This is a genomic window from Biostraticola tofi, assembly GCF_004343195.1.
Taxonomy (GTDB): domain Bacteria; phylum Pseudomonadota; class Gammaproteobacteria; order Enterobacterales; family Enterobacteriaceae; genus Biostraticola; species Biostraticola tofi.
This window is the reverse complement of the sequence record NZ_SMCR01000001.1, coordinates 383161-406910: the sequence shown is the minus strand read 5'-3', so window position 1 is coordinate 406910 and position 23750 is coordinate 383161. Positions and strand designations below refer to the sequence as shown.

The 23750-nt window shown below is 54.3% G+C and carries 23 protein-coding genes; 16 read left to right on the top strand and 7 right to left on the bottom strand.

Features of this window, described 5'->3' with window-relative positions; all coding sequences use genetic code 11:
* The first annotated feature begins 102 nt into the window (after positions 1-102).
* The 6 genes from aspS to ruvB all read left to right on the top strand — a co-directional run bounded on the left by aspS (position 103) and on the right by ruvB (position 5384).
* Positions 103-1893 carry an aspartate--tRNA ligase gene (aspS, locus tag EDC52_RS01850; RefSeq protein ID WP_131863556.1) on the top strand — a complete coding sequence of 597 codons (1791 nt, stop codon included), beginning with the start codon at positions 103-105 and terminating at the stop codon, positions 1891-1893.
* On the top strand, positions 1893-2336 hold the full coding sequence (gene nudB, locus EDC52_RS01845; protein WP_131863555.1) for a dihydroneopterin triphosphate diphosphatase: 444 nt from the start codon (positions 1893-1895) through the stop codon (positions 2334-2336). The genes aspS and nudB overlap by 1 nt, the downstream gene beginning before the upstream one ends.
* A 23-nt stretch (positions 2337-2359) precedes the next feature.
* The gene (locus EDC52_RS01840; protein WP_131863554.1) at positions 2360-3103 is read left to right on the top strand and encodes a YebC/PmpR family DNA-binding transcriptional regulator; all 744 of its coding nucleotides are present in this window, start codon (positions 2360-2362) and stop codon (positions 3101-3103) included.
* 40 nt (positions 3104-3143) lie between these two features.
* Positions 3144-3665 (top strand): crossover junction endodeoxyribonuclease RuvC, encoded by a 522-nt coding sequence (gene ruvC, locus EDC52_RS01835; protein WP_131863553.1) that lies wholly within the window; start codon positions 3144-3146, stop codon positions 3663-3665.
* A gap of 94 nt (positions 3666-3759) precedes the next feature.
* Complete coding sequence (gene ruvA, locus EDC52_RS01830) at positions 3760-4377, top strand: Holliday junction branch migration protein RuvA (protein ID WP_131863552.1); 618 nt, start codon at positions 3760-3762, stop codon at positions 4375-4377.
* A gap of 8 nt (positions 4378-4385) precedes the next feature.
* Positions 4386-5384: a Holliday junction branch migration DNA helicase RuvB gene (ruvB, locus tag EDC52_RS01825; RefSeq protein ID WP_131863551.1), complete on the top strand. Its 999-nt coding sequence runs from the start codon at positions 4386-4388 to the stop codon at positions 5382-5384.
* Positions 5385-5395: 11 nt separating this feature from the next.
* On the opposite strand, the gene znuB is transcribed toward ruvB, so the two are convergent.
* Positions 5396-6181, bottom strand: coding sequence for a zinc ABC transporter permease subunit ZnuB (znuB, locus tag EDC52_RS01820; RefSeq protein ID WP_131863550.1), 786 nt, complete (start codon positions 6179-6181; stop codon positions 5396-5398).
* Positions 6174-6932: a zinc ABC transporter ATP-binding protein ZnuC gene (znuC, locus tag EDC52_RS01815; RefSeq protein ID WP_131863549.1), complete on the bottom strand. Its 759-nt coding sequence runs from the start codon at positions 6930-6932 to the stop codon at positions 6174-6176. The genes znuB and znuC overlap by 8 nt, the downstream gene beginning before the upstream one ends.
* Before the next feature lie 115 nt (positions 6933-7047).
* Here znuC and znuA point away from each other — a divergent pair, with 115 nt between their 5' ends.
* From znuA to lpxM, 3 genes are all read left to right on the top strand, one after another.
* Complete coding sequence (gene znuA / locus EDC52_RS01810; protein WP_407924192.1) at positions 7048-8016, top strand: zinc ABC transporter substrate-binding protein ZnuA; 969 nt, start codon at positions 7048-7050, stop codon at positions 8014-8016.
* Positions 8017-8028: 12 nt separating this feature from the next.
* A complete protein-coding gene (mepM, locus tag EDC52_RS01805; protein WP_131863547.1) occupies positions 8029-9354 on the top strand; it encodes a murein DD-endopeptidase MepM in 1326 nt (441 codons plus the stop codon).
* 115 nt (positions 9355-9469) lie between these two features.
* Positions 9470-10429, top strand: a complete 960-nt coding sequence (gene lpxM / locus EDC52_RS01800; protein WP_131863546.1) for a lauroyl-Kdo(2)-lipid IV(A) myristoyltransferase — start codon at positions 9470-9472, stop codon at positions 10427-10429.
* Between the two features lie 60 nt (positions 10430-10489).
* Here lpxM and pyk read toward each other — a convergent pair whose 3' ends face one another.
* Entirely contained in the window at positions 10490-11932 is a 1443-nt protein-coding gene (pyk, locus tag EDC52_RS01795; RefSeq protein WP_131863545.1) for a pyruvate kinase, read from the bottom strand.
* Between the two features lie 192 nt (positions 11933-12124).
* The gene (locus EDC52_RS01790) at positions 12125-12994 is read right to left on the bottom strand and encodes a MurR/RpiR family transcriptional regulator (protein WP_131864076.1); all 870 of its coding nucleotides are present in this window, start codon (positions 12992-12994) and stop codon (positions 12125-12127) included.
* Between the two features lie 326 nt (positions 12995-13320).
* Here EDC52_RS01790 and zwf point away from each other — a divergent pair, with 326 nt between their 5' ends.
* Together zwf and EDC52_RS01780 are read left to right on the top strand one after the other, a co-directional pair.
* The gene (gene zwf, locus EDC52_RS01785) at positions 13321-14796 is read left to right on the top strand and encodes a glucose-6-phosphate dehydrogenase (protein ID WP_131863544.1); all 1476 of its coding nucleotides are present in this window, start codon (positions 13321-13323) and stop codon (positions 14794-14796) included.
* A 187-nt stretch (positions 14797-14983) separates the two neighbouring features.
* Positions 14984-15625, top strand: coding sequence for a bifunctional 4-hydroxy-2-oxoglutarate aldolase/2-dehydro-3-deoxy-phosphogluconate aldolase (locus EDC52_RS01780; protein ID WP_131863543.1), 642 nt, complete (start codon positions 14984-14986; stop codon positions 15623-15625).
* 65 nt (positions 15626-15690) lie between these two features.
* Here EDC52_RS01780 and purT read toward each other — a convergent pair whose 3' ends face one another.
* Positions 15691-16869 carry a formate-dependent phosphoribosylglycinamide formyltransferase gene (gene purT, locus EDC52_RS01775; RefSeq protein WP_131863542.1) on the bottom strand — a complete coding sequence of 393 codons (1179 nt, stop codon included), beginning with the start codon at positions 16867-16869 and terminating at the stop codon, positions 15691-15693.
* A 235-nt stretch (positions 16870-17104) separates the two neighbouring features.
* Between purT and EDC52_RS01770 the strand changes: the two genes are divergently transcribed.
* A complete protein-coding gene (locus EDC52_RS01770) occupies positions 17105-17893 on the top strand; it encodes a YebF family protein (protein ID WP_131863541.1) in 789 nt (262 codons plus the stop codon).
* Positions 17894-18012: 119 nt separating this feature from the next.
* Complete coding sequence (locus EDC52_RS01765) at positions 18013-20061, top strand: S9 family peptidase (RefSeq protein ID WP_131863540.1); 2049 nt, start codon at positions 18013-18015, stop codon at positions 20059-20061.
* A gap of 36 nt (positions 20062-20097) precedes the next feature.
* Here the strand turns inward: EDC52_RS01765 and exoX are convergent, their stop codons facing one another.
* On the bottom strand, positions 20098-20766 hold the full coding sequence (gene exoX / locus EDC52_RS01760; protein ID WP_131863539.1) for an exodeoxyribonuclease X: 669 nt from the start codon (positions 20764-20766) through the stop codon (positions 20098-20100).
* A gap of 344 nt (positions 20767-21110) precedes the next feature.
* Positions 21111-21338, bottom strand: a complete 228-nt coding sequence (locus tag EDC52_RS01755) for a DNA polymerase III subunit theta (protein ID WP_131863538.1) — start codon at positions 21336-21338, stop codon at positions 21111-21113.
* Between the two features lie 376 nt (positions 21339-21714).
* Between EDC52_RS01755 and ftnA the strand changes: the two genes are divergently transcribed.
* The 3 genes from ftnA to copD all read left to right on the top strand — a co-directional run bounded on the left by ftnA (position 21715) and on the right by copD (position 23737).
* Entirely contained in the window at positions 21715-22230 is a 516-nt protein-coding gene (gene ftnA / locus EDC52_RS01750) for a non-heme ferritin (RefSeq protein ID WP_131863537.1), read from the top strand.
* Between the two features lie 238 nt (positions 22231-22468).
* Positions 22469-22849: a CopC domain-containing protein YobA gene (gene yobA / locus EDC52_RS01745; protein WP_131864075.1), complete on the top strand. Its 381-nt coding sequence runs from the start codon at positions 22469-22471 to the stop codon at positions 22847-22849.
* Positions 22850-23737 carry a copper homeostasis membrane protein CopD gene (gene copD, locus EDC52_RS01740; RefSeq protein WP_131863536.1) on the top strand — a complete coding sequence of 296 codons (888 nt, stop codon included), beginning with the start codon at positions 22850-22852 and terminating at the stop codon, positions 23735-23737.
* The last annotated feature ends 13 nt before the right edge of the window (positions 23738-23750 follow it).

Genomic DNA, 23750 nt, shown 5'->3' with positions numbered 1-23750 from the left:
TAACGTCGGCATTTTGCCGGGACGTGACCCCATTATTGCATCTGCAGCCGTGACCCGCCGCGCCGTTCCGGCCGGCCCTCGCTGAATATTAAGGATATCGTTATGCGAACTCATTATTGTGGACAGCTCAACCTGTCTCATGTCGGCCAGGAAGTCACCTTGTGCGGTTGGGTCAACCGTCGCCGTGATCTCGGCGGGCTGATTTTTATCGACATGCGTGATCGTGAAGGACTGGTGCAGGTCTTCTTTGACCCTGATGCTACAGAGGTATTCACTCAAGCCGCTGAGTTGCGCAACGAATTCTGCCTGCAACTGACCGGTATCGTCAGAGCACGGCCCGACAGCCAGATTAACCGCGATATGGCCACTGGCGAAGTTGAACTGCTGGCGAAATCGCTGACTATCATCAACCGGGCCGATCCGCTGCCGCTGGATCCCAACCAGACCAACACGGAAGAACAGCGCCTCAAATATCGCTATCTGGATCTCCGTCGTCCTGAGATGGCCCAGCGCCTGAAGGCCCGCGCCAAAATAACCGCTTTCGTGCGCCGCTTTATGGACGATGCCGGCTTCCTGGATATAGAAACGCCAATGCTGACCAAGGCCACGCCGGAAGGGGCCCGTGATTACCTGGTGCCCAGCCGGGTGCACAAAGGGAAATTTTATGCGCTGCCCCAATCGCCTCAGCTGTTCAAGCAGTTGCTGATGATGTCGGGGTTTGACCGCTACTATCAAATCGTCAAGTGTTTTCGCGATGAGGACTTGCGCGCCGATCGCCAGCCGGAATTCACCCAAATCGATGTGGAAACCTCTTTCATGTCCGCCGCCCAGGTGCGTGAAAAGATGGAACAGTTGATCCGCGAGCTGTGGCTGGAGATCAAAGGGGTCGATTTAGGTGCATTCCCGGTAATGACCTTCGCCGAAGCAATGCGTCGTTTTGGCTCTGATAAGCCGGACCTGCGCAATCCGCTGGAAATCGTCGATCTGGCCGATCTGGTCAAGGATATCGACTTCAAGGTGTTCTCCGGCCCGGCTAACGATGCGCGCGGCCGCGTGGCGGCGATCCGCGTTCCCGGCGGTTCGCAGCTCAGCCGCAAGCAGATTGACGAATACGGCAAATATATCGAAATCTATGGCGCCCGTGGCCTGGCTTATATCAAGGTTAACCAGCGGTCAGCCGGCCTTGACGGTATTCAGAGCCCAGTGGCTAAATTCCTGGATGCCCAGGTGCTTGAGTCCATTTTGTCGCGCACCAGCGCCGAAGATGGCGATATCGTGTTTTTCGGCGCTGACCGCGCCAAAGTGGTTACCGATGCCTTGGGCGCCTTGCGCTTGAAACTCGGCCGTGACCTGAAGCTCACCGACGACAATGGCTGGGCACCGCTGTGGGTCATCGACTTCCCGATGTTTGAAGAGGACGAAGAAGGCGGCCTGGCGGCGATGCATCATCCATTCACCGCCCCGCGCGATATGTCTGCCGAACAACTGGGCGCAGAGCCGCTGACCGCTATCGCCAATGCCTATGACATGGTGGTCAATGGTTACGAAGTCGGCGGTGGTTCGGTGCGTATACACAAAACAGAAATGCAGCAGACAGTGTTTGGTATCCTCGGTATCAACCCGCAGGAACAGCGTGAGAAGTTTGGCTTCCTGCTGGATGCACTGAAATACGGTACGCCGCCTCACGCCGGTCTGGCCTTCGGTCTGGACCGCTTGGTGATGCTGCTTACCGGCACCGATAACATCCGAGATGTCATCGCCTTCCCGAAAACGACCGCGGCGGCAGACCTGATGACCGAAGCGCCGAGTTTCGGCAATACCGCGGCGTTGGCCGATCTGTCTATCGCTGTGGTGGGTAAAGGCAAAGAAGCCTTTGAGCGCGAGCAGAAGTAATGGCATGGAAACACCCGTTTTCGGTGCTGGTGGTGATCTATGCGCAGGATACCGGCCGGGTGTTAATGCTGCAGCGACGTGATGACGCTGCTTTCTGGCAGTCGGTGACCGGCAGTCTGGAGCCTGGCGAAACGCCGGCCCAGGCGGCTGCTCGCGAAGTCCGCGAAGAGACCGGTTATGATATTGATAACCTGGGACTGCAACTGCTGGACTGCCATCGCTGTATACAATTTGAAATATTCAGTCATTTTCGCCATCGATATGCGCCGGGAGTGACGCGCAATACAGAATACTGGTTCTGTTTACCGTTACCCTCAGAGATAGCGCCGCGTATCAGTGAGCATTTGGCATATCGGTGGCTGCCGATCGTCGATGCCGCAGCGCTGACAAAATCCTGGAGCAATCGGCAGGCGATTGAAGAATTCGTTATTTATCCGGCCTGAAAAGGCTTTTTTCGGAGAGAGATATGGCAGGTCATAGTAAGTGGGCCAATACCAAGCACCGCAAAGCGGCACAGGATTCCAAGCGGGGCAAGATTTTTACCAAAATTATACGTGAACTGGTCACCGCCGCCCGGCTCGGCGGTGCAGACGTCAGCTCCAACCCGCGCCTGCGCGCAGCGGTGGACAAGGCACTGTCGAACAACATGACGCGCGACACGCTGAACCGGGCGATTGCCCGCGGCGTTGGCGGTGATGACGATAGCCAGATGGAAACCATTATTTATGAAGGCTACGGCCCGGGCGGCACCGCCGTCATGGTGGAATGCTTGAGTGATAACCGTAACCGTACCGTTTCTGAAGTGCGCCATGCCTTTACCAAAACCGGCGGCAACCTGGGCACGGACGGCTCGGTCTCTTACCTTTTCACCAAAAAAGGCGTGATTTCCTATGCGCCGGGACTGGATGAAGATCAGGTAATGGATGCGGCGTTGGACGCCGGTGCTGATGACGTGGTCACTTATGACGATGGCGCTATCGATGTTTATACCACGCCAGAAGCCTTCGGCGAGGTGAAAGATGCGCTCGATGCTGCCGGTCTGCAGGCGGAATCTGCGGAAGTCGCTCTGGTGCCGTCGACCCGCGCTGATCTGGATGAAGAAACCGCCCCCAAGCTGCTGCGGCTGATTGATATGCTCGAAGATTCCGACGACGTGCAGGAGGTCTACCATAATGGCGAGATTTCCGACGAGGTGGCGGCCACCCTGTGACAATTTCAGGGCGCGATAGCCTGATAGCCGGCCGGGTGTCATGAGCATCATCCTCGGTATCGACCCTGGCTCGCGGATAACCGGTTACGGCGTTATCCGCCAGCAGGGCAGGCAGCTTGTCTATCTGGGCAGTGGCTGCATTCGTACCAAGGTGGATGATTTACCCAGCCGGCTCAAGCTGATTTATGCCGGCGTCAGTGAAATCATTACCCAGTTCCAGCCGGATTTTTTTGCCATCGAGCAAGTCTTCATGGCGAAAAATGCGGACTCCGCGCTTAAACTGGGGCAGGCACGCGGGGTGGCTATTGTCGCAGCGGTCAACCAGGACCTGCCGGTGTTTGAATATGCGGCGCGCCAGGTTAAACAAACGGTGGTAGGCACCGGCTCAGCCGATAAAAGCCAGGTTCAGCACATGGTTCGCGCACTGCTGAAATTGCCGGCCAGCCCCCAGGCTGACGCCGCCGATGCGCTGGCTATCGCCATTACCCATTGCCATATCAATCAGAATGCCACCCGGATCGGCGATGACCGGCTAAACCTTGCGCGGGGTCGCATGAGTTAATGAATGTGGTGAGTGGGATATCGTTCGGGCTGGATATTCATCCAGCCTTTTTTATGCTATAAGCACTGTCTGTTGATTGAAAAGGAAGGTCAAGGTGATCGGTCGTCTCAGAGGCATCATACTGGAAAAGCAGCCACCGCTGGTGTTGCTTGAAACCCAAGGGGTTGGCTATGAAATCCATATGCCGATGACCTGTTTTTATGCGCTGCCCAACATCGGACAGGAAGCGATAATCTATATCCATTTCGTCGTGCGTGAAGATGCGCAACTGCTGTTTGGCTTTACCCATAAGCAGGAGCGTGCGCTGTTTCGGGAGCTGATTAAGGTCAATGGCGTTGGACCCAAGTTGGCCCTGGCTATCCTTTCTGGTATGTCTGCCTCACAGTTCGTCAGCGCCGTTGAGCATCAGGAGATCAACGCCCTGGTAAAACTGCCCGGCGTGGGTAAGAAAACGGCTGAACGGCTGGTGGTCGAAATGAAAGACCGCTTCAAGGGTATGAGCGGCGATATGTTCGCCGTCGGCGCAACCGATTTTGCTTTGAGCGCGCCTAGCGCCGCCGATACCGATATTTCGCCGGAAAACGAAGCGGTTGAAGCCTTGGTATCCTTAGGTTATAAACCTCAGGAGGCCAGTCGGCTGGTGAATAAAGTCGCTCGACCGGATGCGGATTCTGAAACGCTGATTCGCGAAGCCCTGCGCGCAGCCCTGTGAGGTAGAGGATGATTGAAGCAGACCGTTTATTGTCCGCCGAGGTGGTCGTCGAAGAAGAAGTTATCGACCGGGCGATACGCCCCAAAACGCTGGACGACTATGTCGGGCAGCCCAAGGTGCGCGAGCAGATGGAAATCTTCATCAAAGCGGCGAAACTGCGCGGCGATGCCCTGGATCACTTGTTGATATTTGGCCCGCCGGGACTGGGGAAAACCACCCTGGCCAATATCGTCGCCAATGAAATGGGCGTCAATCTGCGCACCACGTCCGGGCCGGTGCTTGAGAAAGCGGGCGATCTGGCGGCCATGCTGACCAATCTTGAACCCCATGATGTGCTGTTTATCGATGAGATACACCGGCTGTCGCCGGTAGTGGAAGAAGTGTTATACCCAGCCATGGAAGACTATCAGCTGGATATCATGATTGGCGACGGGCCGGCGGCCCGGTCGATTAAAATCGAATTACCGCCGTTTACCCTGGTCGGGGCGACCACCCGCGCCGGCTCTCTGACGTCCCCGCTGCGCGATCGTTTCGGCATTACTCAGCGGCTGGAATTCTATCAGGTGGCTGACCTGCAGCATATCGTATCGCGCAGCGCCCAATGCCTCAATCTCAGTATTACCGAGTCCGGCTCGCGTGAAATTGCCCGCCGCTCACGCGGCACGCCGCGCATTGCCAACCGCCTGCTGAGGCGGGTCAGGGATTTTGCCGAGGTATGTGCCTCGGGCATGATAAGCGACGAGGTGGCGGTCAGTGCCCTGGACATGCTCAATGTCGATTCCGAGGGGTTTGACTTTATGGACCGCAAACTGCTGCTGGCCATTATCGACAAGTTTGTCGGCGGACCGGTGGGGCTGGAAAACCTGGCGGCCGCCATTGGCGAGGAGAAGGAAACGATTGAAGATGTGCTGGAGCCCTACCTGATTCAGCAAGGCTTTATCCAGCGTACCCCCAGGGGGCGCATCGCCACCGCCCATGCCTATCGTCATTTCGGCATTGATCGCTAAACGACCAGGGCTCAGACTTTCTGGCGGCAGGTCAAGCTTAGCAAGAACAGCGCTGAGGCGCATAGCACCACCGATGGGCCGGCGGGCGTATCATATAATGCCGAGAAGGTCAGTCCACCGGTGACGGCAATTATCCCTGCTATCACCGCCAGTCCTGCCATCTGCTCCGGAGTGCGGGAAAAACGCCGGGCCGCTGCTGCCGGTATTATCAACAAGGAAGTAATGATAAGGGCGCCGACAAACTTCATCGCCAGACCAATGGTCAGGGCGGTTACCAGCATCAGCAGCAATTTCACCCGCGGCAGGTTTATGCCGTCGACATGCGCCAGCTCCGGACTGATGGTCATCGACAGCAGCGCACGCCATTGCCAGGCCAGTAAAGCCAGCACTACCGCTACGCCACAGGCAATCAGCTCGATATCGTCCAGGGTCACCGACAGCAGATCGCCAAACAGGTATGCCATCAAATCCACCCGTACATTCGACATCAGACTCACCACCACCAACCCCAGCGACAACGCGCTGTGAGCCATGATGCCCAGCAGGGTATCAATCGCCAACTGAGGATAGCGCTCAAGCCATACCAGCCCTATGGCCAGCGCCAGGGTAACCGCGATAATGGCATAAAAGGGGTTGATATTAAGCAGTAGGCCGAAAGCGACGCCCAGCAGCGAAGCATGGGCCAGGGTATCGCCGAAGTAGGACATCTTGCGCCATACCACAAAAGAACCCAGCGGGCCGGAGGCCATAGCCAGTAAAACACCGGCCAGCCAGCCGGGTAAAAGAAGTTCAATCATGACTGCATCCCTGATGTCCGTTAACAATCGATCCCTGCAGATCATGGCGATGGTTATGCTGGTGCCGATAGATAGCCAACTGCTGGGCATCCTGGTAACCGAACATGGCGATAAATTCAGGATGGGCTGAAACGGTGTCCGGAGTGCCTGAGCAGCAGATGTGTTGATTGAGGCACAGGACTTCATCGGTCTTGGCCATCACCAGGTGTAAATCGTGGGACACCATCAGCACGCCGCATCCCAGCGTATGGCGCAAATTATCAATCAGGTCGTAAAGCGCCACCTGACCGCTGACGTCAACCCCCTGAGTCGGTTCATCCAGCACCAGCAACTGAGGCTTACTCAGCAGAGCCCGCGCGAGCAGCACCCGCTGCATTTCGCCGCCGGACAGCTTCTGCATGGGCTGCAGCAATAAATGCGCTGCCTGCACCCGCTCCAGGGCCGGTACGATCTCCACTTTACTGACGCCGGGGCGCAGACGCATGAATCGTTCGACGGTCAAGGGCAGGGTGGTGTCCAGGTGAATTTTCTGCGGAACATAACCGATGCGCAATCTGCTGTCCCGCAGCAGTTTGCCGGCATCAGGGGCGATTAAGCCCAGCACCACCCTGACCAGCGTTGACTTGCCTGCGCCATTTGGGCCAAGCAACGTCAGGATCTGACCGGGGCGTAAGGTAAACGAAATGTCGGTCAGCACCTGTTTTTGTCCAAAGGAAACCGACACCTGAAGTAACTCGACGAGATTGCTCATTATTAATTACGGTTGTGAAAAGACTGGATTATTATAACATAACACTCCCTAGAGTTGCTTAATGAGAATCAGACCGATGAAACCGTGCCCACCGTTAGCTAGAAATAAACTGCGCCTGCTTGCCCTGACCGGATTAACGCTTGCCAGTCTGGGGGGACAGGCTTGGGGCAATGTGGTGACATCGGTGCGACCACTGGGATTTATCGCCGCCGCAATCGCTGACGGCGTGACGTCGACGGAAGTGTTGCTACCCGATGGCGCTTCTCCCCACGATTTTGCCCTGCGTCCTTCTGATGTACAGCGGCTGAAAAGCGCCGATCTGGTCATCTGGGTCGGGCCGGAAATGGAGGCCTTTCTGACCAAGCCCCTGGCTGGGATGGCGCCGGGCAAAGTGATAAGCCTGGCGGAGCTGCCGACTGTCACACCGCTGCTGATGAAAGGCAGCGAAGGCCATCACCAGCATGAAGACCCGCATCAGCCCCAGAACCAAGGGCACCCGCATCAGGATGAGAATCAGGCTCATGATGATCATGAAAGCGGTGAGGAGCATCACCATCATGGTGAATACAACATGCATATCTGGCTATCGCCAGACATCGCCAGGCAATCCGCTATTGCTATTCACGACAGATTGTTGGATCTTATGCCAGAGAAAAAGCGGCAATTAGACGATAATCTACGCTTTTTCGACCAGTCGCTGACAAAAAATGACAAAAATATCGCTACAATGCTAGCGCCGGTCAGCGGCAAAGGGTATTTCGTATTTCATGACGCCTATGGCTATTTTGAGACGCACTATGGTCTTACGCCACTGGGTTATTTTACCGTTAATCCCGAAATACAGCCTGGTGCTCAGGCATTACACAAAATCAGAACACAGTTGGTTGAGCAAAAAGCCACATGCATTTTTGCTGAGCCACAATTCAGGCCAGCCGTTATCAACGCCGTAGCCAAGGGTACCTCCGTGCATACAGGCACTTTGGACCCTTTGGGAATGGGTATCGCATTGGATAAGGGAAGTTACGCAAACTTTCTGTTAAGCCTGTCGAACCAGTACGTGAGCTGCCTGGAAAAGAACATATGAGGATAGGAATCTGTGCAGCAGATAGCTCGATCTATCGCCCTAGCATTCAACAATCTGCCGCGGCCACACCGCGTAATGCTAGGGTCGTTATCTTTGGTTACACTGGCGGTCGCCGTTTGGCGGCCCTATGTTTATTCCCCAGTGATGGACGAACCTACCAGCAGAATTATCCCGCTTGAAAATAACCAATTACGCACCCTGGTCCCAGAAGCCAGCGAACCTTTAGAACAAACCGCCCCCGATAACGACGACGATATTCCTCAGGACGAACTTGACGAAAAAGTAGCCGGAGAGACCGGTGTCCATGAATATGTGGTCTCGACGGGCGATACGCTGAGTTCGATTCTGACCCAGTATGGAATCGATATCGCAGATGTGAACCAGCTCGCCACCCAGTTTCCTGAACTGCGTAACCTGAAAATCGGCCAGCAAATCTCCTGGACGCTGACCGAGGCCGGCGATTTACAGCGCATGACCTGGGAATCTTCACGGCGTGAAACCCGTACGTACGATCGCATCGACGGCGGGTTCAAGGAAAGCATTGCCAATCAGGTAGGTGAATGGCGCAATACCACGATTGCCGGCGAGCTGAACGGCAGTTTTGTCACCAGCGCCAGGGCAGCTGGGCTGTCATCCGCTGAAGTTGCCTCAGTTATCAAGGCGTTGCAGTGGCAGCTGGATTTTCGGAAGCTTCGTAAAGGCGATCAGTTCGCCGTGCTTATGTCCCGTGAAATGCTGGATGGCCGCAGTGAACAGAGCGAACTGGTCGGGGTGCGCCTGCGCACCGGCGGCAAGGATTATTACGCTTTCCGCGCCGATGACGGCAAATTCTATAATCGCGATGCGGCGGGTCTGGCCCGTGGTTTCCTGCGCTTCCCCACCACCAAGCAGTTCCGCGTATCCTCGAACTTCAACCCACGCCGGGTGAATCCAGTGACCGGGCGGATCGCTCCCCATCGCGGCGTGGATTTTGCCATGCCGGTAGGCACACCGGTGCTGGCGGTGGGTGACGGAGAAGTGGTCGTCAGCAAAAATGGGGGTGGCGCCGGCCTGTATGTCGCTATACGCCATGGCCGCCAATATATGACCCGTTACATGCATCTGAAGAAGCTGCTGGTCAAACCGGGCCAGAAAGTGAAACGAGGCGATCGCATAGCCCTCTCCGGCAATACCGGCCGCTCCACCGGACCTCACCTGCATTACGAGATCTGGATAAACCAGCAGGCGGTTAACCCGTTAACCGCCAAATTGCCGCGTACCGAAGGTCTGACTGGCAAAGAACGTAACGACTATCTGGTTCAGGTCAAGCAGGCCATGCCTCAGCTACAATTCAACTGATGGTTTCTCTTCAGGACAGCCAGTGAAAACTGGCGTTGTCCTGGACCTCCCCGCGCGGGGAGCCTCATCCATACAGGATTCAGAGCCCTGTACAGTTAACAGCACAGAGAGTGGCATGGAACAAAACAACAGCCAAACTGAATTTATACCGGTATTTAAAAAAACGTTTTATCACCCCCGTTATTGGGGCGCCTGGTGTGGTCTGGGATTGCTGGCCGGATTTGCCTATGTGCCGCCGCGCCTTCGGGATCCGGTCCTCGGCGGCCTGGGCCGTCTGGTCGGTAAATTTGCCACCGGCGCCCGCCGCCGCGCCAGGATCAACCTGCTCTATTGCATGCCCGCCTTGTCTCGCCGGCAGCGTGAAAAAATCATTGACGACATGTTCGCCTGTGCGCCGCAATCCATTGCGCTGATGGCCGAGCTGGCCTGCCGCGATCCGCATAAAGTTGAAGGCCGCATTGATTGGAACGGTGACCAGCAGCTCAATCAGCTGCTGGCAGAACAGAAAAAAATCATCTTCCTGGTGCCCCATGGCTGGGCGGTTGATGTGCCGGCGATGCTGCTGGCCTCACGTGGCTACCAGCTGGCGGCCTTTTTCCATCATCAACGCAATGATTTGGTGGATTATTTCTGGAATCGCGCCCGGCGACGCTACGGCGGCCGGCTCCATTCCCGTGAAAACGGCATAAAATCATTTATCAGCTCAGTGCGTCAGGGCTACTGCGGCTATTATCTGCCCGATCAGGACCACGGTCCTGAGCACAGTGAGTTTGTGGAGTTCTTCGCCACTTACAAAGCAACGCTGCCCGCTATCGGCCGGATGATGAAAATCTGCCGCGCCACCGTAGTACCGCTATTTCCGGTCTACAATGCCAAAACCGGCCGTTTAACAATCAACGTGCTGCCATCAATGGACGATCTGGCCGAGGCCGACAGTGCGCAGGTGGCGCGTCGGATGAACGAGGAAGTGGAAAAGCTGGTGGGGCCGAATCCTGAGCAATACACCTGGATTTTGAAACTGCTGAAAACCCGCAAACCCGGTGAAATCCAGCCTTATAAGCGCAAGGATATCTGAACCGGCAGAGAGGGATTAAGCCCTGTGCGCCCTTACGGGCGCCGCAGGGCCGGGATTGGCTTACTCTACCCGCAGGATGCGGCTGGTATTGGTGGTGCCGACCATACTCATCACATCACCTTGCGTGATAATAACCAGGTCTCCAGACATCAGGTAACCTTTGTCGCGCAGCAGATTGGCGGCATAGGTCGCCGCCTCCACGCCATCACCATTACTGTCGAAATATACCGGCGTAACCCCGCGATATAACGCGGTCAGGTTCAGCGTGTGCTCATGACGCGACAGGGCAAAGATTGGCAGTCCGGAGCTGATACGCGACATGATAAGTGCGGTGCGTCCGGATTCGGTCATCGAAATGATCGCGCTTACGCCCTTGAGGTGATTGGCCGCGTACATGGTGGACATGGCAATGGCCTCTTCGATGTTATCGAATTGGGCGTCGAGACGGTGCTTGGACACATTAATGCTGGGAATTTTTTCTGCCCCAAGACAGACGCGGGCCATGGCGGCCACGGTCTCTGCCGGATACTGGCCGGCGGCGGTTTCAGCAGACAGCATCACTGCATCGGTGCCATCCAGTACCGCATTGGCCACATCCATCACCTCGGCCCGGGTCGGCATCGGATTGGTGATCATCGATTCCATCATCTGGGTAGCGGTAATCACTGAACGATTAAGCTGACGCGCCCGGCGAATCAGTTTTTTCTGGATGCCGACCAGTTCCGGATCGCCGATTTCGACCCCCAAATCGCCACGAGCAACCATGACGACGTCCGAGGCCAGGATAATATCGTCCATCGCCTCGTCGGTGGCTACCGCTTCCGCACGCTCGACCTTGGAGACGATCTTTGCGTTACAGCCGGCATCGCGCGCCAATCGGCGGGCCAGATTCAGATCTTCGCCGGTGCGCGGGAAGGATACCGCCAGGTAATCAACGCCAATCTTTGCGGCGGTAATAATATCAGCCTTGTCTTTCTCGGTCAGGGCCTGGGCCGAAAGGCCACCGCCCAATTTGTTGATCCCTTTATTATTGGATAATGGACCACCGACCGTTACTTCGGTGAACACGCTCATGCCCTCAACCTGCAGCACCTTCAACTGTACCCGGCCATCATCCAGCAGCAGGATATCACCCGACACCACATCACCCGGCAGGCCTTTATAGTCGATGCCGACCCGTTCGCTGTTGCCTTCGCCTTTAGCCAGGTCGGCATCCAGGACGAACTTATCGCCCACGCTTAAAAATATCTTGCCTTCCCTAAAGGTTGAAACGCGTATTTTAGGACCCTGCAGATCGCCAAGGATAGCCACATGCCGACCCAGCCTGGCGGCTATTTCACGCACTTTGTTGGCTCTTATCTGGTGATCTTCGGCGGTGCCGTGGGAAAAGTTGAGGCGAACGACGTTGGCACCGGCGGCAATAACCTTTTCCAGATTATTATCGCGATCGGTTGCTGGGCCGAGGGTCGTCACTATCTTGGTTCTTCTTAGCCGTCTGGACATCGATAACTCCGTTGACTTGGATATTATTGGCGTTGCGAAACATCGGATATGCCTGAAATCGGCGTCAGTCGATAGTCAATGACCTTCGGCACCCGATAATGCTCTGTACACTGCGTCCTCATCTCTGAACTGGCGCTGGCGGATTGGATGGTCCGCGTCCTTCAGGAGAGGTTATGCTCGTATAATACGGTATTAATCGATTCTGGATATCGATGAATTAGTTTTATCAAAGCGCGATTCTTTCAACGCTTCCTTGACCCGCTTCAAGTTATCTCTAAATTTTGCCCCTCTGCGCAGGGTAAAACCGGTTGCCAGCACATCGACCAGGGTCAACTGCGCAATGCGCGAGATCATCGGCATAAAGACATCGGTATCCTCAGGCACATCCAGCGCCAGAGTCAGCGAGGCTTCGCGCGCCAGTGGCGAAGCTTCCGAGGTGATGGCAATGACCGTGGCATCGTTTTCTCTGGCCAATTGCGCCAGGTCGACCAGCATCTTGGTTCGGCCGGTATGGGATATCAATACCACCACGTCACCTTCAGTTGAGTTCATACAGCTCATCCGCTGCAGCACAATGTCTTCCGAATAGACGATGGGAATGTTGAAGCGAAAGAATTTGTTCATGGCATCATGGGCCACCGCTGCGGAAGCGCCCAGGCCGAAGAAAGATATTTTTTTCGCTTGCGTCAGCAAATCAACCGCCCGGTTGATGGCGGCTATATCCAGGCTGGCCTTGACATGCTCAAGGCTCGCCATGGTCGATTCGAATATTTTGTGCGTATATGAATCAACACTGTCATTTTCATCGACATTACGGTTTACATAGGGTGTACCATTCGCCAAACTCTGGGCCAGATGGAGTTTGAAGTCAGGGTATCCTTTGGTGCCAAGCCGGCGGCAGAACCTGTTTACTGTGGGTTCGCTGACGTCTGCGGTTCGCGCCAATATGGCGATACTGGCGTGAATAGCGGTCTGTGGCGACAGCAGGATGACTTCTGCGACTTTACGCTCGGACTTGCTGAGCAATTCAAGGTGGGTAGTGATTTTTTCCAGCATGTTCATAGATGAATAGCTCATGGAATTTGCCGATTTCACATAAAGGTGAAACCATTACCGATTTAATGAAATATACTACGAGCCGGTATGCAAAGGCAGTTAAACCGCGACAGGGATCAGGTTTTTTACCAGAACATGACCTGTGTCTAATTTTCAAAGTTGTAATTGAAGGACAATAATGTCAATAAATTACATATTCCCTCTCCTTCACAGTTCTCATTAGACGTTGAAGTGGAATGAACAGCGGTTTTTCTGATCACATATCGGATGGTGTCAAAAAAGTACATTTTAAATGTAATAAAATTACAATCATCCTGCATGAGGAGAAAGACATGGCGGTAACATCCATAGCCCAGGCCTGTGATCTGGTCATATTCGGCGCAAAAGGCGATCTGGCGAGAAGGAAGCTGTTGCCTTCGCTCTATCAGTTGGAAAAGGCCGGTTCTATCCACCCGGAAACCCGGATCATCGGCGTGGGTCGCGCAGACTGGGATGTAAAAGCCTATACCAAAGTGGTGCGTGAAGCGCTCGAAACCTTTATGAAAGAAAAGATCGATGAAACGTTGTGGAAGGCGCTGAGCGGTCGCTTCGATTTTTGTAATCTGGATGTCAACGAAACCAAGAATTTCTCCAAACTTGCTGAAAAACTGGATCAGAAATCCCGGGCAACGGTGAACTATTTTGCCATGCCGCCAAATACCTTTGGCGCTATTTGCAAAGGGCTGGGTGAGGCTGGCCTGAATAAAGATCCCAGCCGTGTGGTCATGGAAAAGCCGCTGGGCACCGATCTTGAATCTTCCCGAGTGATCAACAACCAGGTCGCTGAATACTTCGATGAGAGCCAGGTGTATCGCATTGACCACTACCTGGGCAAAGAGACCGTGCTCAACCTGCTGGCGTTGCGCTTCGCCAACTCCCTGTTCGCCACCAATTGGGATAACCGCACCATTGATCATGTGCAGATAACCGTAGCCGAGGAAGTGGGTATCGAAGGCCGCTGGGGATATTTTGACAAAGCCGGCCAGATGCGTGACATGATCCAAAGTCATCTGCTGCAGATATTGACCATGATCGCTATGTCGCCGCCTTCCGATTTGACCACCGATCGGATCCGCGATGAAAAAGTGAAAGTGCTGCGCTCTCTTCGGCCGATCAATCACAGTAATGTCCGTGAAACCACCGTGCGCGGCCAGTACACCGGTGGCTTCGTGCAGGGCAAAAAAGTCCCGGGCTACCTGGATGAAGAAGGGGCCAACAAAGCCAGCCGTACTGAAACCTTTGTGGCCATCCGGGTCGATATCGACAACTGGCGCTGGGCTGGCGTGCCATTCTACCTGCGTACCGGTAAACGCCTGCCGTCTAAATGTTCCGAAGTGGTGGTGTATTTCAAGAATCCGGCAATGAACCTGTTCCGCGATTCTTATCAGGAACTGCCTCAGAACAAGCTGACCATTCGCCTGCAGCCGGATGAAGGCATGGATATTGAAATCCTCAATAAAGTGCCCGGTCTTGATCATAAACATCGCTTGCAGACCACCAAGCTTGATTTGAGCTTTACTGAAACCTTTAACCAGGAACATCTGGCGGACGCCTATGAGCGTCTGCTGCTGGAAACCATGCGCGGTATCCAGGCGCTGTTCGTTCGTCGTGATGAAGTTGAAGAAGCCTGGAAATGGGTAGACTCCATCATGGAAGCCTGGGAAAGCGACAATGACGCGCCTAAGCCTTATCAGGCGGGCACCTGGGGGCCAATAGCCTCTGTGGCGATGATAACCCGCGACGGCCGTTCCTGGAACGAGTTCGAATAACGGGCGTCAGCCGGGATGACAGCGAGGGTTTCAGCGCGTTTTACCGCGCATGTCCTATGACACGCGCCCCGTAGACTTAAACATGGCCACAGGTGCGGCAGTACAGTCTGACGCCCTCTATCGGATCCCTGGCGGATCTGCCATTTCATTATCCTTGCCTGTAGGGCAAGACAGGAGACAGTAAGCAATGAACAACTGGAAAACTAGCGCGGAAACCATCCTGACATCGGGTCCGGTCGTACCGGTTATCGTTATCAACAAACTGGAAACTGCAGTACCCCTGGCCAAGGCTCTGGTGGCCGGCGGCGTGAGAGTACTGGAAGTGACTCTGCGTACCGAATGCGCGATGGATGCCATTCGCGCCATCGCTAAGGAAGTGCCTGAAGCTATTATTGGTGCCGGTACCGTTATCAATCCGCAGCAACTGGCCGAAGTGACTGCCGCCGGCGCGCAGTTCGCCATCAGCCCGGGCCTGACCGAGCCGCTGCTCAAAGCAGCAACGGAAGGCACCATACCGCTTATTCCAGGTATCAGCACCGTGTCTGAATTGATGCTGGGCATGGATCATGGCCTGCGAGAGTTCAAATTTTTCCCGGCCGAGGCTAACGGCGGCGTTAAAGCCCTGCAGGCGATTGCCGGTCCGTTCTCTCAGGTCAGGTTCTGCCCGACCGGTGGCATTTCGTTGAGCAACTACCGTGATTACCTGGCGCTGAAAAGCGTGCTGTGCATCGGCGGTTCCTGGCTGGTGCCGGCTGATGCGTTGGAAAAAGGCGATTATGCGCGCATTACCGAACTGGCTAAAGAAGCGGTTGCCGGCGCTAAGCGCTGATATTCAGCCTTATCCGATGAATAAAGGCCCCATTGGGGCCTTTTTACTTGCCGGCTAATGCGATGTCAGCCTGTAACGTTGATGGCGCGCGCACTGCGCTTAGCCTGCTCAACCGCGTGATCTATGCTATCAGCTGTGGCCAGGGCCACACCCAGCCGCCGCGTGCCGCTTATCGAGGGCTTGCCGAACAGGCGAAGCTGGGTATTGGCGATCAGTGCATCTTCCAAACCTGAGAACTGAACATTATCACTTTCGAGTTCCGGCAGAATCACTGCTGAGGCCGATGGACCGAACTGGCGGATGCCGCCAACCGGCAGGCCGAGAAAGGCGCGAACATGCAGGGCGAATTCCGACAGATCCTGGGAAATGAGCGTCACCATGCCGGTGTCATGGGGGCGAGGGGATACCTCACTGAAGATAACCTCATCGCCACACACAAATAGCTCTACACCAAACAGTCCCCAGCCACCCAAGGCACTGACCACCTTCTCGGCAATGTCGCGCGCCCGCTGCAGGGCCAATGGACTCATGTGCTGCGGCTGCCAGGACTCGCGGTAATCGCCGTCTTCCTGGCGATGACCTATGGGTTCACAAAAATGCATGCCATCGACGGCGCTGATGGTCAGCAGAGTGATTTCAAAGTCAAAGCTGACCAGCCCCTCAACGATAACTTTACCGCCGCCGGCGCGGCCGCCTTGCTGGGCGTAATCCCAGGCGGTATCCAGCCCGGCGGCGTCACGCACCAGGCTCTGCCCCTTGCCCGAGGAACTCATTACCGGCTTAATGATAAACGGGAAGCCAATGTGGTTTACCGCCTGTTCGAAACCGGCCCGATCTTCGGCAAAACGGTAGCTTGAGGTGGGCAGCGCCAGAGTTTCCGCCGCTAAACGGCGAATCCCCTCACGGTTCATGGTCAGGCGGGTCGCCTGGGCGCAGGGGACCACATGGTGTCCAAGCTGCTCCAGCATTACCAGCATATCGGTGGCTATGGCTTCGATTTCAGGCACGATAAAATCGGGGTTTTCCAATTCGATAACCGCTTTAAGCGCCTGACCATCCAGCATATTGATCACATGCGAACGGTGGGCTACATGCATTGCCGGCGCATCGGCATAGCGGTCAACCGCAATCACCTCAACACCCAGGCGCTGACACTCAATGGCCACTTCCTTACCTAACTCACCCGACCCCAACAACATGACTTTTGTCGCGCTGACGCGCAACGCTGTTCCTATGGTTACCATCTGCCTGTACCTGACCTGTGAATAGTGCGCGCAGTATAAACGAAAACGTTTGCGTGTGCATCTGGATGGCTAGCCGAGTGAATGCCGACAAACTTGCCGCTACCGGCGCCGTGGCGAGCTAAACATCGCTGTTATTTACCTGAGTTAAATTATTTCGAGCAGGCAGGGAATTTTTATGCGGCTATGATCATCTAATATCCGGTAAAACGGACAAAAATGACTAACAGGAGGATCTATGCAACAAACAGGAACCGGTCTTTTAGGCGCCATGATGGCGGGTTTATTGTTATCCACGGCGGTGAATGCCGCCGACGGAACGGCAACCCATGCCGCCCAGTCCGCTACCGGTCAGTCCTCGACCGCGCTAGTTCCCTCTGACAATGATCAGGAGCAAGCTCCAGCCGGCACTGCAGATAATCGTCAGACTCAAACGCCGGCGGGGCAGAATAACAGCGACGCCGGCAAAACTTCGCCAGCTAAGGATAAAGCTGACGCCCCAGCCAAACCTGCTCAGACTGAAGGGGGCGGCAGCCAGCCTAAACCGGCTCAGACTGAAGGGGGCGGCACCCAGCCTAAACCGGCTCAGTCGCCAGTCAAGTCCTCGCAGACCGATGGCAACAGCACGTCCGCTCAACCGGCTCAAGCTGAAGGCAAGGGGGCTCCCGCCAAACCCGCTCAGTCAGCAGGCGGCAAGGAAAAGGGCACAGCCAAGACGGCGGTAAAAAACACCAAAGCCCCGTTGCCGAAAACCTCTAAAGTGGCGGCATGCCCGGATCTGAATGCGCCTCAAGTAGCGGAACTTATCAAGCAGGATTACACCCAGAACCGTTTCCAGCGTTCTGACGAAGATAAAACCGCGCTCGGCGGCGCCAATATCATCACCTCTATCAACCCTGAAGAAATAACCGGGATTGGCGATGTCTGGCAAGCCATACTGCATATTCGTGGTCAAACCGCCGACAGAAATTACGGCGTTACCCTGGATTGTCAGAAGGGTGAAATTACCTATTCCCTGAACCAATAAATTAAGCGGCCCGCAGACCAAGATATCGGGCATTTGCGGGCCGCACAATCCCCGCTCCGCTTGGCAACCCTGCATATTCGTGCCACTCTGTTTCGGTGAGTTGATAAGGAACAGAGCGTATGATATTTCCACCGATTGCTGAAAAACGTCCCCATCCGCTGTCTGCGCATGGCGAAACCCGCATAGACGAATACTACTGGCTGCGAGATGACTCCCGTGAAGATCCGGCAGTGATCAACTACCTGGCTGACGAAAATACCTATGGCGAGGCCATGATGGCTGACCACGAAGAATTGCGTCATGCCCTGTTCACTGAGATGGTCGACCGAATACCTCCCCAGGACCGTTCAGTGCCCTATGTGCGCAAAGGCTATCGCTACCAGAGTCGCTATGAGGAAGGCAACGAGTACGCCATCTACACCCGCCAGCCGGCAGAGCGTGAAGAGGACGGCGAATGGGAAATACTGCTTGACGGTAATAAGCGCGCAGCCCAGAGCGAATTTTATACCATGGGCGCACTGGAGCTGAGCCCAGATAACGGCATAATGGCGGTGGCGGAGGACTTCCTGTCCCGTCGTTTGTACGGCATCCGTTTCAAGGATCTCTCCAGGGATTCGTGGTATCCGGAGGTGATTGAAAACGCCTCATCCGGTTTTGAATGGGCTAACGATTCACGTACTCTTTACTACGTGCGCAAGCATAAGAAAACCCTGCTGCCTTATCAGGTCTATCGCCATATCGTCGGTACGCCGCCTGAGGATGATCAGTTGGTGTATGAAGAGCGGGACGATACTTTTTACGTCAGCGTGCATAAAACCACCTCCGAGCGCTACCTTATTATTGCCTTGGGCAGCAGCACCTCCGGTGAGATCTTGCTGCTGGATGCGGATGATCCCAACGCCAGTCCGCAGTTATTCCTGGCCAGGCGCCATGACCATGAATATTCACTGGACCATTATCGCGATACGTTCTATCTGCGTTCCAACCGCGATGGAATCAATTTTGCGCTTTACAGCAGTCCGGTTGCCGATGAAACCAAGTGGCAGGCGCTGATCCCCGCGCGAGATGATGTGGTACTGGAAAGTTTTACTTTATTTCGCGATTGGCTGGTGCTGGAAGAGCGGCATCTGGGCCTGACCAGCATCAGGCAGATTCATTGGCAGACCGGCGTTGAAAAGGGTATCGCCTTCGATGACCCGGCCTATGTCACCTGGCTCGCCTACAACCCGGATCCCAATACTGAACTGGTGCGTTACGGTTATTCTTCCATGACTACGCCGACCACGCTGTTCGAACTCAACCTGGACACCGGCGAGCGTGTATTGCTCAAGCAGTCCAGGATCGGTCATTTCAATGCTGCGGATTACCGCAGTGAACGGGTCTGGGTCACTGCCCGAGATGGGGCGGAAGTGCCGGTTTCGTTGGTATATCGCAAAGACCTCTACCGGCCAGGACACAATCCACTGCTGGTATACGGTTATGGTTCTTATGGTAGCAGCATAGATCCTGACTTCAGCGCCAGCCGCCTCAGCCTGCTTGATCGGGGCTTTGTTTTTGCACTGGCCCACATTCGCGGTGGCGGTGAATTAGGCCAGCAATGGTATGAAGACGGCAAACTGTTTAATAAACTTCACACCTTTCATGATTTTATTGATGTCACCCATGATTTGCTCAGCAAGGGCTATGGCGCTGCTGACCGTACCTTCGCCATGGGCGGCAGTGCCGGTGGACTGTTAATGGGCGCGGTGATCAATATGGAACCTGGTCTGTTTAAAGCGGTGGTGGCACAGGTGCCCTTTGTTGATGTGGTGACGACCATGCTTGATGAGTCGATCCCGCTGACCACGGGGGAATATGAAGAGTGGGGTAATCCCAACCACAAGGATTATTACCACTATATCAAACAATACAGCCCTTATGATCAGGTCACCGCCCAGGCCTATCCTCACCTGCTGGTCACCACTGGCTTGCATGATTCCCAGGTACAGTATTGGGAGCCTGCCAAATGGGTGGCTCGACTGCGCGCCAGCAAAACCAACGACAACCTGCTGCTGCTGTGCACCGATATGGATGCGGGCCATGGCGGTAAGTCAGGCCGTTTCAAGGGATATGAAGGCGTTTCCATGGAATATACCTTTCTGCTTTCCCTGGCCGGTGAAAACCCCTGATGACGGGGTGAAGGGCGCTTAGGCGGCGCCCGCCGGTTACGCGGACAGGTTCAGATAATGCCTGATGCTGTGGCGCATGTCGGATGACAGATCTTTCAGGTTATTCAGCATCCACTGCAGATAGGCGGGGTCATCACGGGCGATGCGCTCAAAGGACTGTCCGCGATATTTACCGAACTTAAGCGTGGTCAGAAGCGTGGCCTCGTTGCTGATAGCCGCCATCTCAGTCCCGCTCCAGCCTGAGTCGCTGATGATTTTTTTTAGCAATGCGGCGGTGACATAGCAGTCATACAGCGCCCGGTGCGGATATAATCCTTCGGGTGTGCTGACCTGCAAATTCAATGCGTAGCGTAGATATTGATTACTGTATTTGATGCCTGGATAAAGCCGTCGTGCGAGCTTGACGGTACAGATCCATTCCCCGTGCATTTCCGGCAGCATCCGTCGATCAAAGGCCGCATTATGCGCCACATACCAAGGGCTGCCGTGATAACGTCCAATCACCCGGGCAATCCTCGGCCTGTCTTCGACCATCTCCTCAGTAATGTGATGGATGGCCATGGCTTCATAACTGATAGGGCGATCAGGACAAACCAGATCGCTCATGGGATTAACGATGTCGTTGCCGATAAGGTCTACGGAGGCGACTTCTACCACACCGCCCTCAAGTCCGCAGGTCTCGGTATCAATGACGCGAAAAGTCATGGTATGTCCTGTAAAGGCCAATAAGGCATACAGGATAGCAGCTATGGGGATAAAACAAAAAACCCGCAACGGGTGCGGGTTTCATCGGTTAGCCTTACACAATATCAGGCTGGGGTTTCCTGGCGCGCTTGTCAGCGCGTTTTTCTTCCGGGCTTTTCAGCGGTTTTTTCTTTGCGTCTTTCTTACGATCCATTCCCTTACTCATCATTTGCCTCTCTAGACTTAACTGGAATGTACAGATGATTAACTGCCTGTTGCGAGGAATAAGCAAATCAAATCGTGCTGTTTTAGCTATAGCTTATTTGAACGGATAACAGGTTAGATAGCGGGCAGCCTGGATTAAGTTATTTTTTGGGCTCGAAAGGCAGGCGAGAAAAATTCAGCGATGCCTGGCGATAAAAAGCTACCCGTTCACGAAAATAATCGCGCAATGCATCGGGTTGTTCACGCTCCACCAGTTCAGGCACGACCGGCATGTTGTAGCGTTCCTTGAACGCCACGCCAGAAGCCGCCAAATCAACATTGATTTTGTCCATTGCCTGTTTATCAAGCAGTGCCAGATTGAAACCCATAATGCCTCCGATACCTCATCATCCATCAACCGGGCTAAAGTAATGCACCCCTCCAAAAAAGGCAATAGTCGCGCGATCAGCCAGTACTTATAATAGGAATGGTTTGTATTTGCTTTTACTTTTACATTTTAAATAGTCGGCATAATTAATAACGGCTTCGATAAAACGTAAATCTAAATAAGAATCTCTATCAGTACTACGCTGTGAAAAATATTCCATAAAGAACCGAATCGATTTAATCTTATTATATCTCGTTGATATTTATAAACTAAAATTAAAACATTGATTGAGAGCAATATAGTGTTTTATTTATCTCTAATTTGTATGCATAATGCTATATAACGTATCGCCAACACCTCTTTTCGGGACTTATGCTATGTTAAAACAAGAAATGGCTTTAAAGCTGAATGAACAATTGAATCTGGAATTTTTTTCCGCCAATCTTTATCTTCAGATGAGCGCCTGGTGTAGTGACAAAGGATTCGAAGGAGCGTCGGCCTTTCTCAAAAGTCAGTCGCAGGAAGAAATGGACCATATGCGCCGTTTGTTTGACTATCTGAATGACACCGGCACTATGCCCGTACTAGGCACTATTGCAGCGCCGCCGGTAGGTTTTGCCTCACTGGCAGAAGTGTTCAAGCAGACGTATGAGCACGAACAGATGATTACGCAGAAAATTAACGAGCTGGCACATGCCGCCTTTACTCTGCAGGACTATTCAACCTTCAATTTTCTGCAATGGTATGTCGCAGAGCAGCACGAAGAAGAAAAACTGTTCAAATCCATCCTTGATAAATTGTCTCTGGTCGATACCGACAGCAGCGGCCTGTTCTTTATCGATCAGGATCTGAAGAAAATGAATGGGGATAATCCGGCCCCGTCTCCGGTCTGAGCATTTATCAACCTCCGGTGACCACCGCCTGGTCATCCTTTGCCCCTGTCGCCATGGCGGGGGCCGCTCGACTTCACTCCGCTGAATCGCTATCATCTGCCTGCATCCGATTTGCCGTGCGCAGCAAAAGACGGTTCCTTACCCTTATCATTCCCCTCTTTGATTGCTGGCTTAACGGACTGCTTAGCGTCGGCACCGTGCGCCGACATGTCCTGACCTCATCAAGGAATTGACCATGATGTCTGTTCAACGCATCGCATCTCAGGTTATCGCCACGGCCATGGTGGCGATGTCGGCAATGGTAGCCCCATCGGCTCTGGCCCACGCTCACCTCAAATCCCAGTATCCGGCGGCCTCGGCACAAATGACTGCCGCTCCTCAAGCCTTGACGCTGACTTTCAGCGAAAAAATCGAAACTGAATTCAGCGGCTTGACCCTGACGGGGCCTGATAATACTGCTGTTGCAACCGGTCCAATCAAACGTGATCCGGCCAATGGGTTGCAAATTATTGTCCCTCTCGAAAAACCACTGACTTCAGGTAGTTACCAGGTTAAATGGCATGTATTGTCCGTGGATGGTCATAAAACCCAAGGCGACTATAGCTTCAGCGTTAAGTAAATGAATGATTTGGCAGCACTGTATGCGGCCTGCCGCTTTGTTCATTTTGCAGCGATTATCCAACTGTTTGGTTTATTGCTGTTCAGCGAATACCTGGCCCCCGCAGGCTTACGTTGTTCTCTGCGCCTTGTTTTCCACCGCGCTGTGCTGTTACTTGCCTGGGCAACTTTGGTCACGGCATTGCTTATGCTCTGTCTTCAGGCCGGGCAAATGGGCGAGGGCTGGTCAGATACGCTGCGTCCGCCGATCTGGCTGGCGGTGATGCGCACCGCCTTCGGTCAGATATGGCTTTGGCATAGTGCTTTAGCGCTGATGGCAGTGGCGGCAGCTTATCTGCTCACGACGCCGGGTTTAAGACATCGCAGCCAATTGATGGCCGTGGGCTGCCTGCTGCTGACCCTCGGGCTGGTCGGACACGCGGCTATCAACAGCGGATTACCCGGCATCATTCAGCGGATTAATCATATGGTCCACCTGTTATCCGCCGCTTGGTGGGTAGGGGGCCTGCTACCTCTGGCTTACTGTATGCGGCTGCTGACGGGCGCTGAACGTCCCCTGGCAATGCAAGCTCTGGTTCGCTATTCCCAAAGCGGCCATGTGGCGGTAGCGTTGGTTATTCTAACCGGCATTATCAATAACGCGTTTATCCTGGGTCAATGGCCAACGGTTGGGTCATCCTGGTATCAGAGCCTGCTTATCGCCAAAACGCTGCTGGTGCTATTGATGCTGGTGCTGGCCATTAGCAACCGTTATCTACTGGTGCCGGCGATGGGCCGGGACGAGACTAGGGCGTTACGACTGCTGATAAGATTTACCGTTGGTGAAATTGGGCTGGCCAGCCTGGTGCTGTTGTTGGTGAGTGTTTTTGCCATGCTGGAGCCGGTTTGATTTACCCGATCCA

Coding starts and splice junctions, on each gene's coding strand:
- lpxM (WP_131863546.1), top strand. CDS start 9,470: ATGGAACAAAACAACAGCCAAACTGAATTTATACCGGTATTTAAAAAA.
- znuC (WP_131863549.1), bottom strand. CDS start 6,932: ATGAGCAATCTCGTCGAGTTACTTCAGGTGTCGGTTTCCTTTGGACAA.
- copD (WP_131863536.1), top strand. CDS start 22,850: ATGAATGATTTGGCAGCACTGTATGCGGCCTGCCGCTTTGTTCATTTT.
- EDC52_RS01780 (WP_131863543.1), top strand. CDS start 14,984: ATGAACAACTGGAAAACTAGCGCGGAAACCATCCTGACATCGGGTCCG.
- znuB (WP_131863550.1), bottom strand. CDS start 6,181: ATGATTGAACTTCTTTTACCCGGCTGGCTGGCCGGTGTTTTACTGGCT.
- nudB (WP_131863555.1), top strand. CDS start 1,893: ATGGCATGGAAACACCCGTTTTCGGTGCTGGTGGTGATCTATGCGCAG.
- exoX (WP_131863539.1), bottom strand. CDS start 20,766: ATGACTTTTCGCGTCATTGATACCGAGACCTGCGGACTTGAGGGCGGT.
- purT (WP_131863542.1), bottom strand. CDS start 16,869: ATGGTAACCATAGGAACAGCGTTGCGCGTCAGCGCGACAAAAGTCATG.
- aspS (WP_131863556.1), top strand. CDS start 103: ATGCGAACTCATTATTGTGGACAGCTCAACCTGTCTCATGTCGGCCAG.
- yobA (WP_131864075.1), top strand. CDS start 22,469: ATGTCTGTTCAACGCATCGCATCTCAGGTTATCGCCACGGCCATGGTG.
- ruvC (WP_131863553.1), top strand. CDS start 3,144: ATGAGCATCATCCTCGGTATCGACCCTGGCTCGCGGATAACCGGTTAC.
- EDC52_RS01755 (WP_131863538.1), bottom strand. CDS start 21,338: ATGGGTTTCAATCTGGCACTGCTTGATAAACAGGCAATGGACAAAATC.
- pyk (WP_131863545.1), bottom strand. CDS start 11,932: ATGTCCAGACGGCTAAGAAGAACCAAGATAGTGACGACCCTCGGCCCA.
- ftnA (WP_131863537.1), top strand. CDS start 21,715: ATGTTAAAACAAGAAATGGCTTTAAAGCTGAATGAACAATTGAATCTG.
- ruvB (WP_131863551.1), top strand. CDS start 4,386: ATGATTGAAGCAGACCGTTTATTGTCCGCCGAGGTGGTCGTCGAAGAA.
- EDC52_RS01770 (WP_131863541.1), top strand. CDS start 17,105: ATGCAACAAACAGGAACCGGTCTTTTAGGCGCCATGATGGCGGGTTTA.
- EDC52_RS01840 (WP_131863554.1), top strand. CDS start 2,360: ATGGCAGGTCATAGTAAGTGGGCCAATACCAAGCACCGCAAAGCGGCA.
- EDC52_RS01765 (WP_131863540.1), top strand. CDS start 18,013: ATGATATTTCCACCGATTGCTGAAAAACGTCCCCATCCGCTGTCTGCG.
- EDC52_RS01790 (WP_131864076.1), bottom strand. CDS start 12,994: ATGAACATGCTGGAAAAAATCACTACCCACCTTGAATTGCTCAGCAAG.
- zwf (WP_131863544.1), top strand. CDS start 13,321: ATGGCGGTAACATCCATAGCCCAGGCCTGTGATCTGGTCATATTCGGC.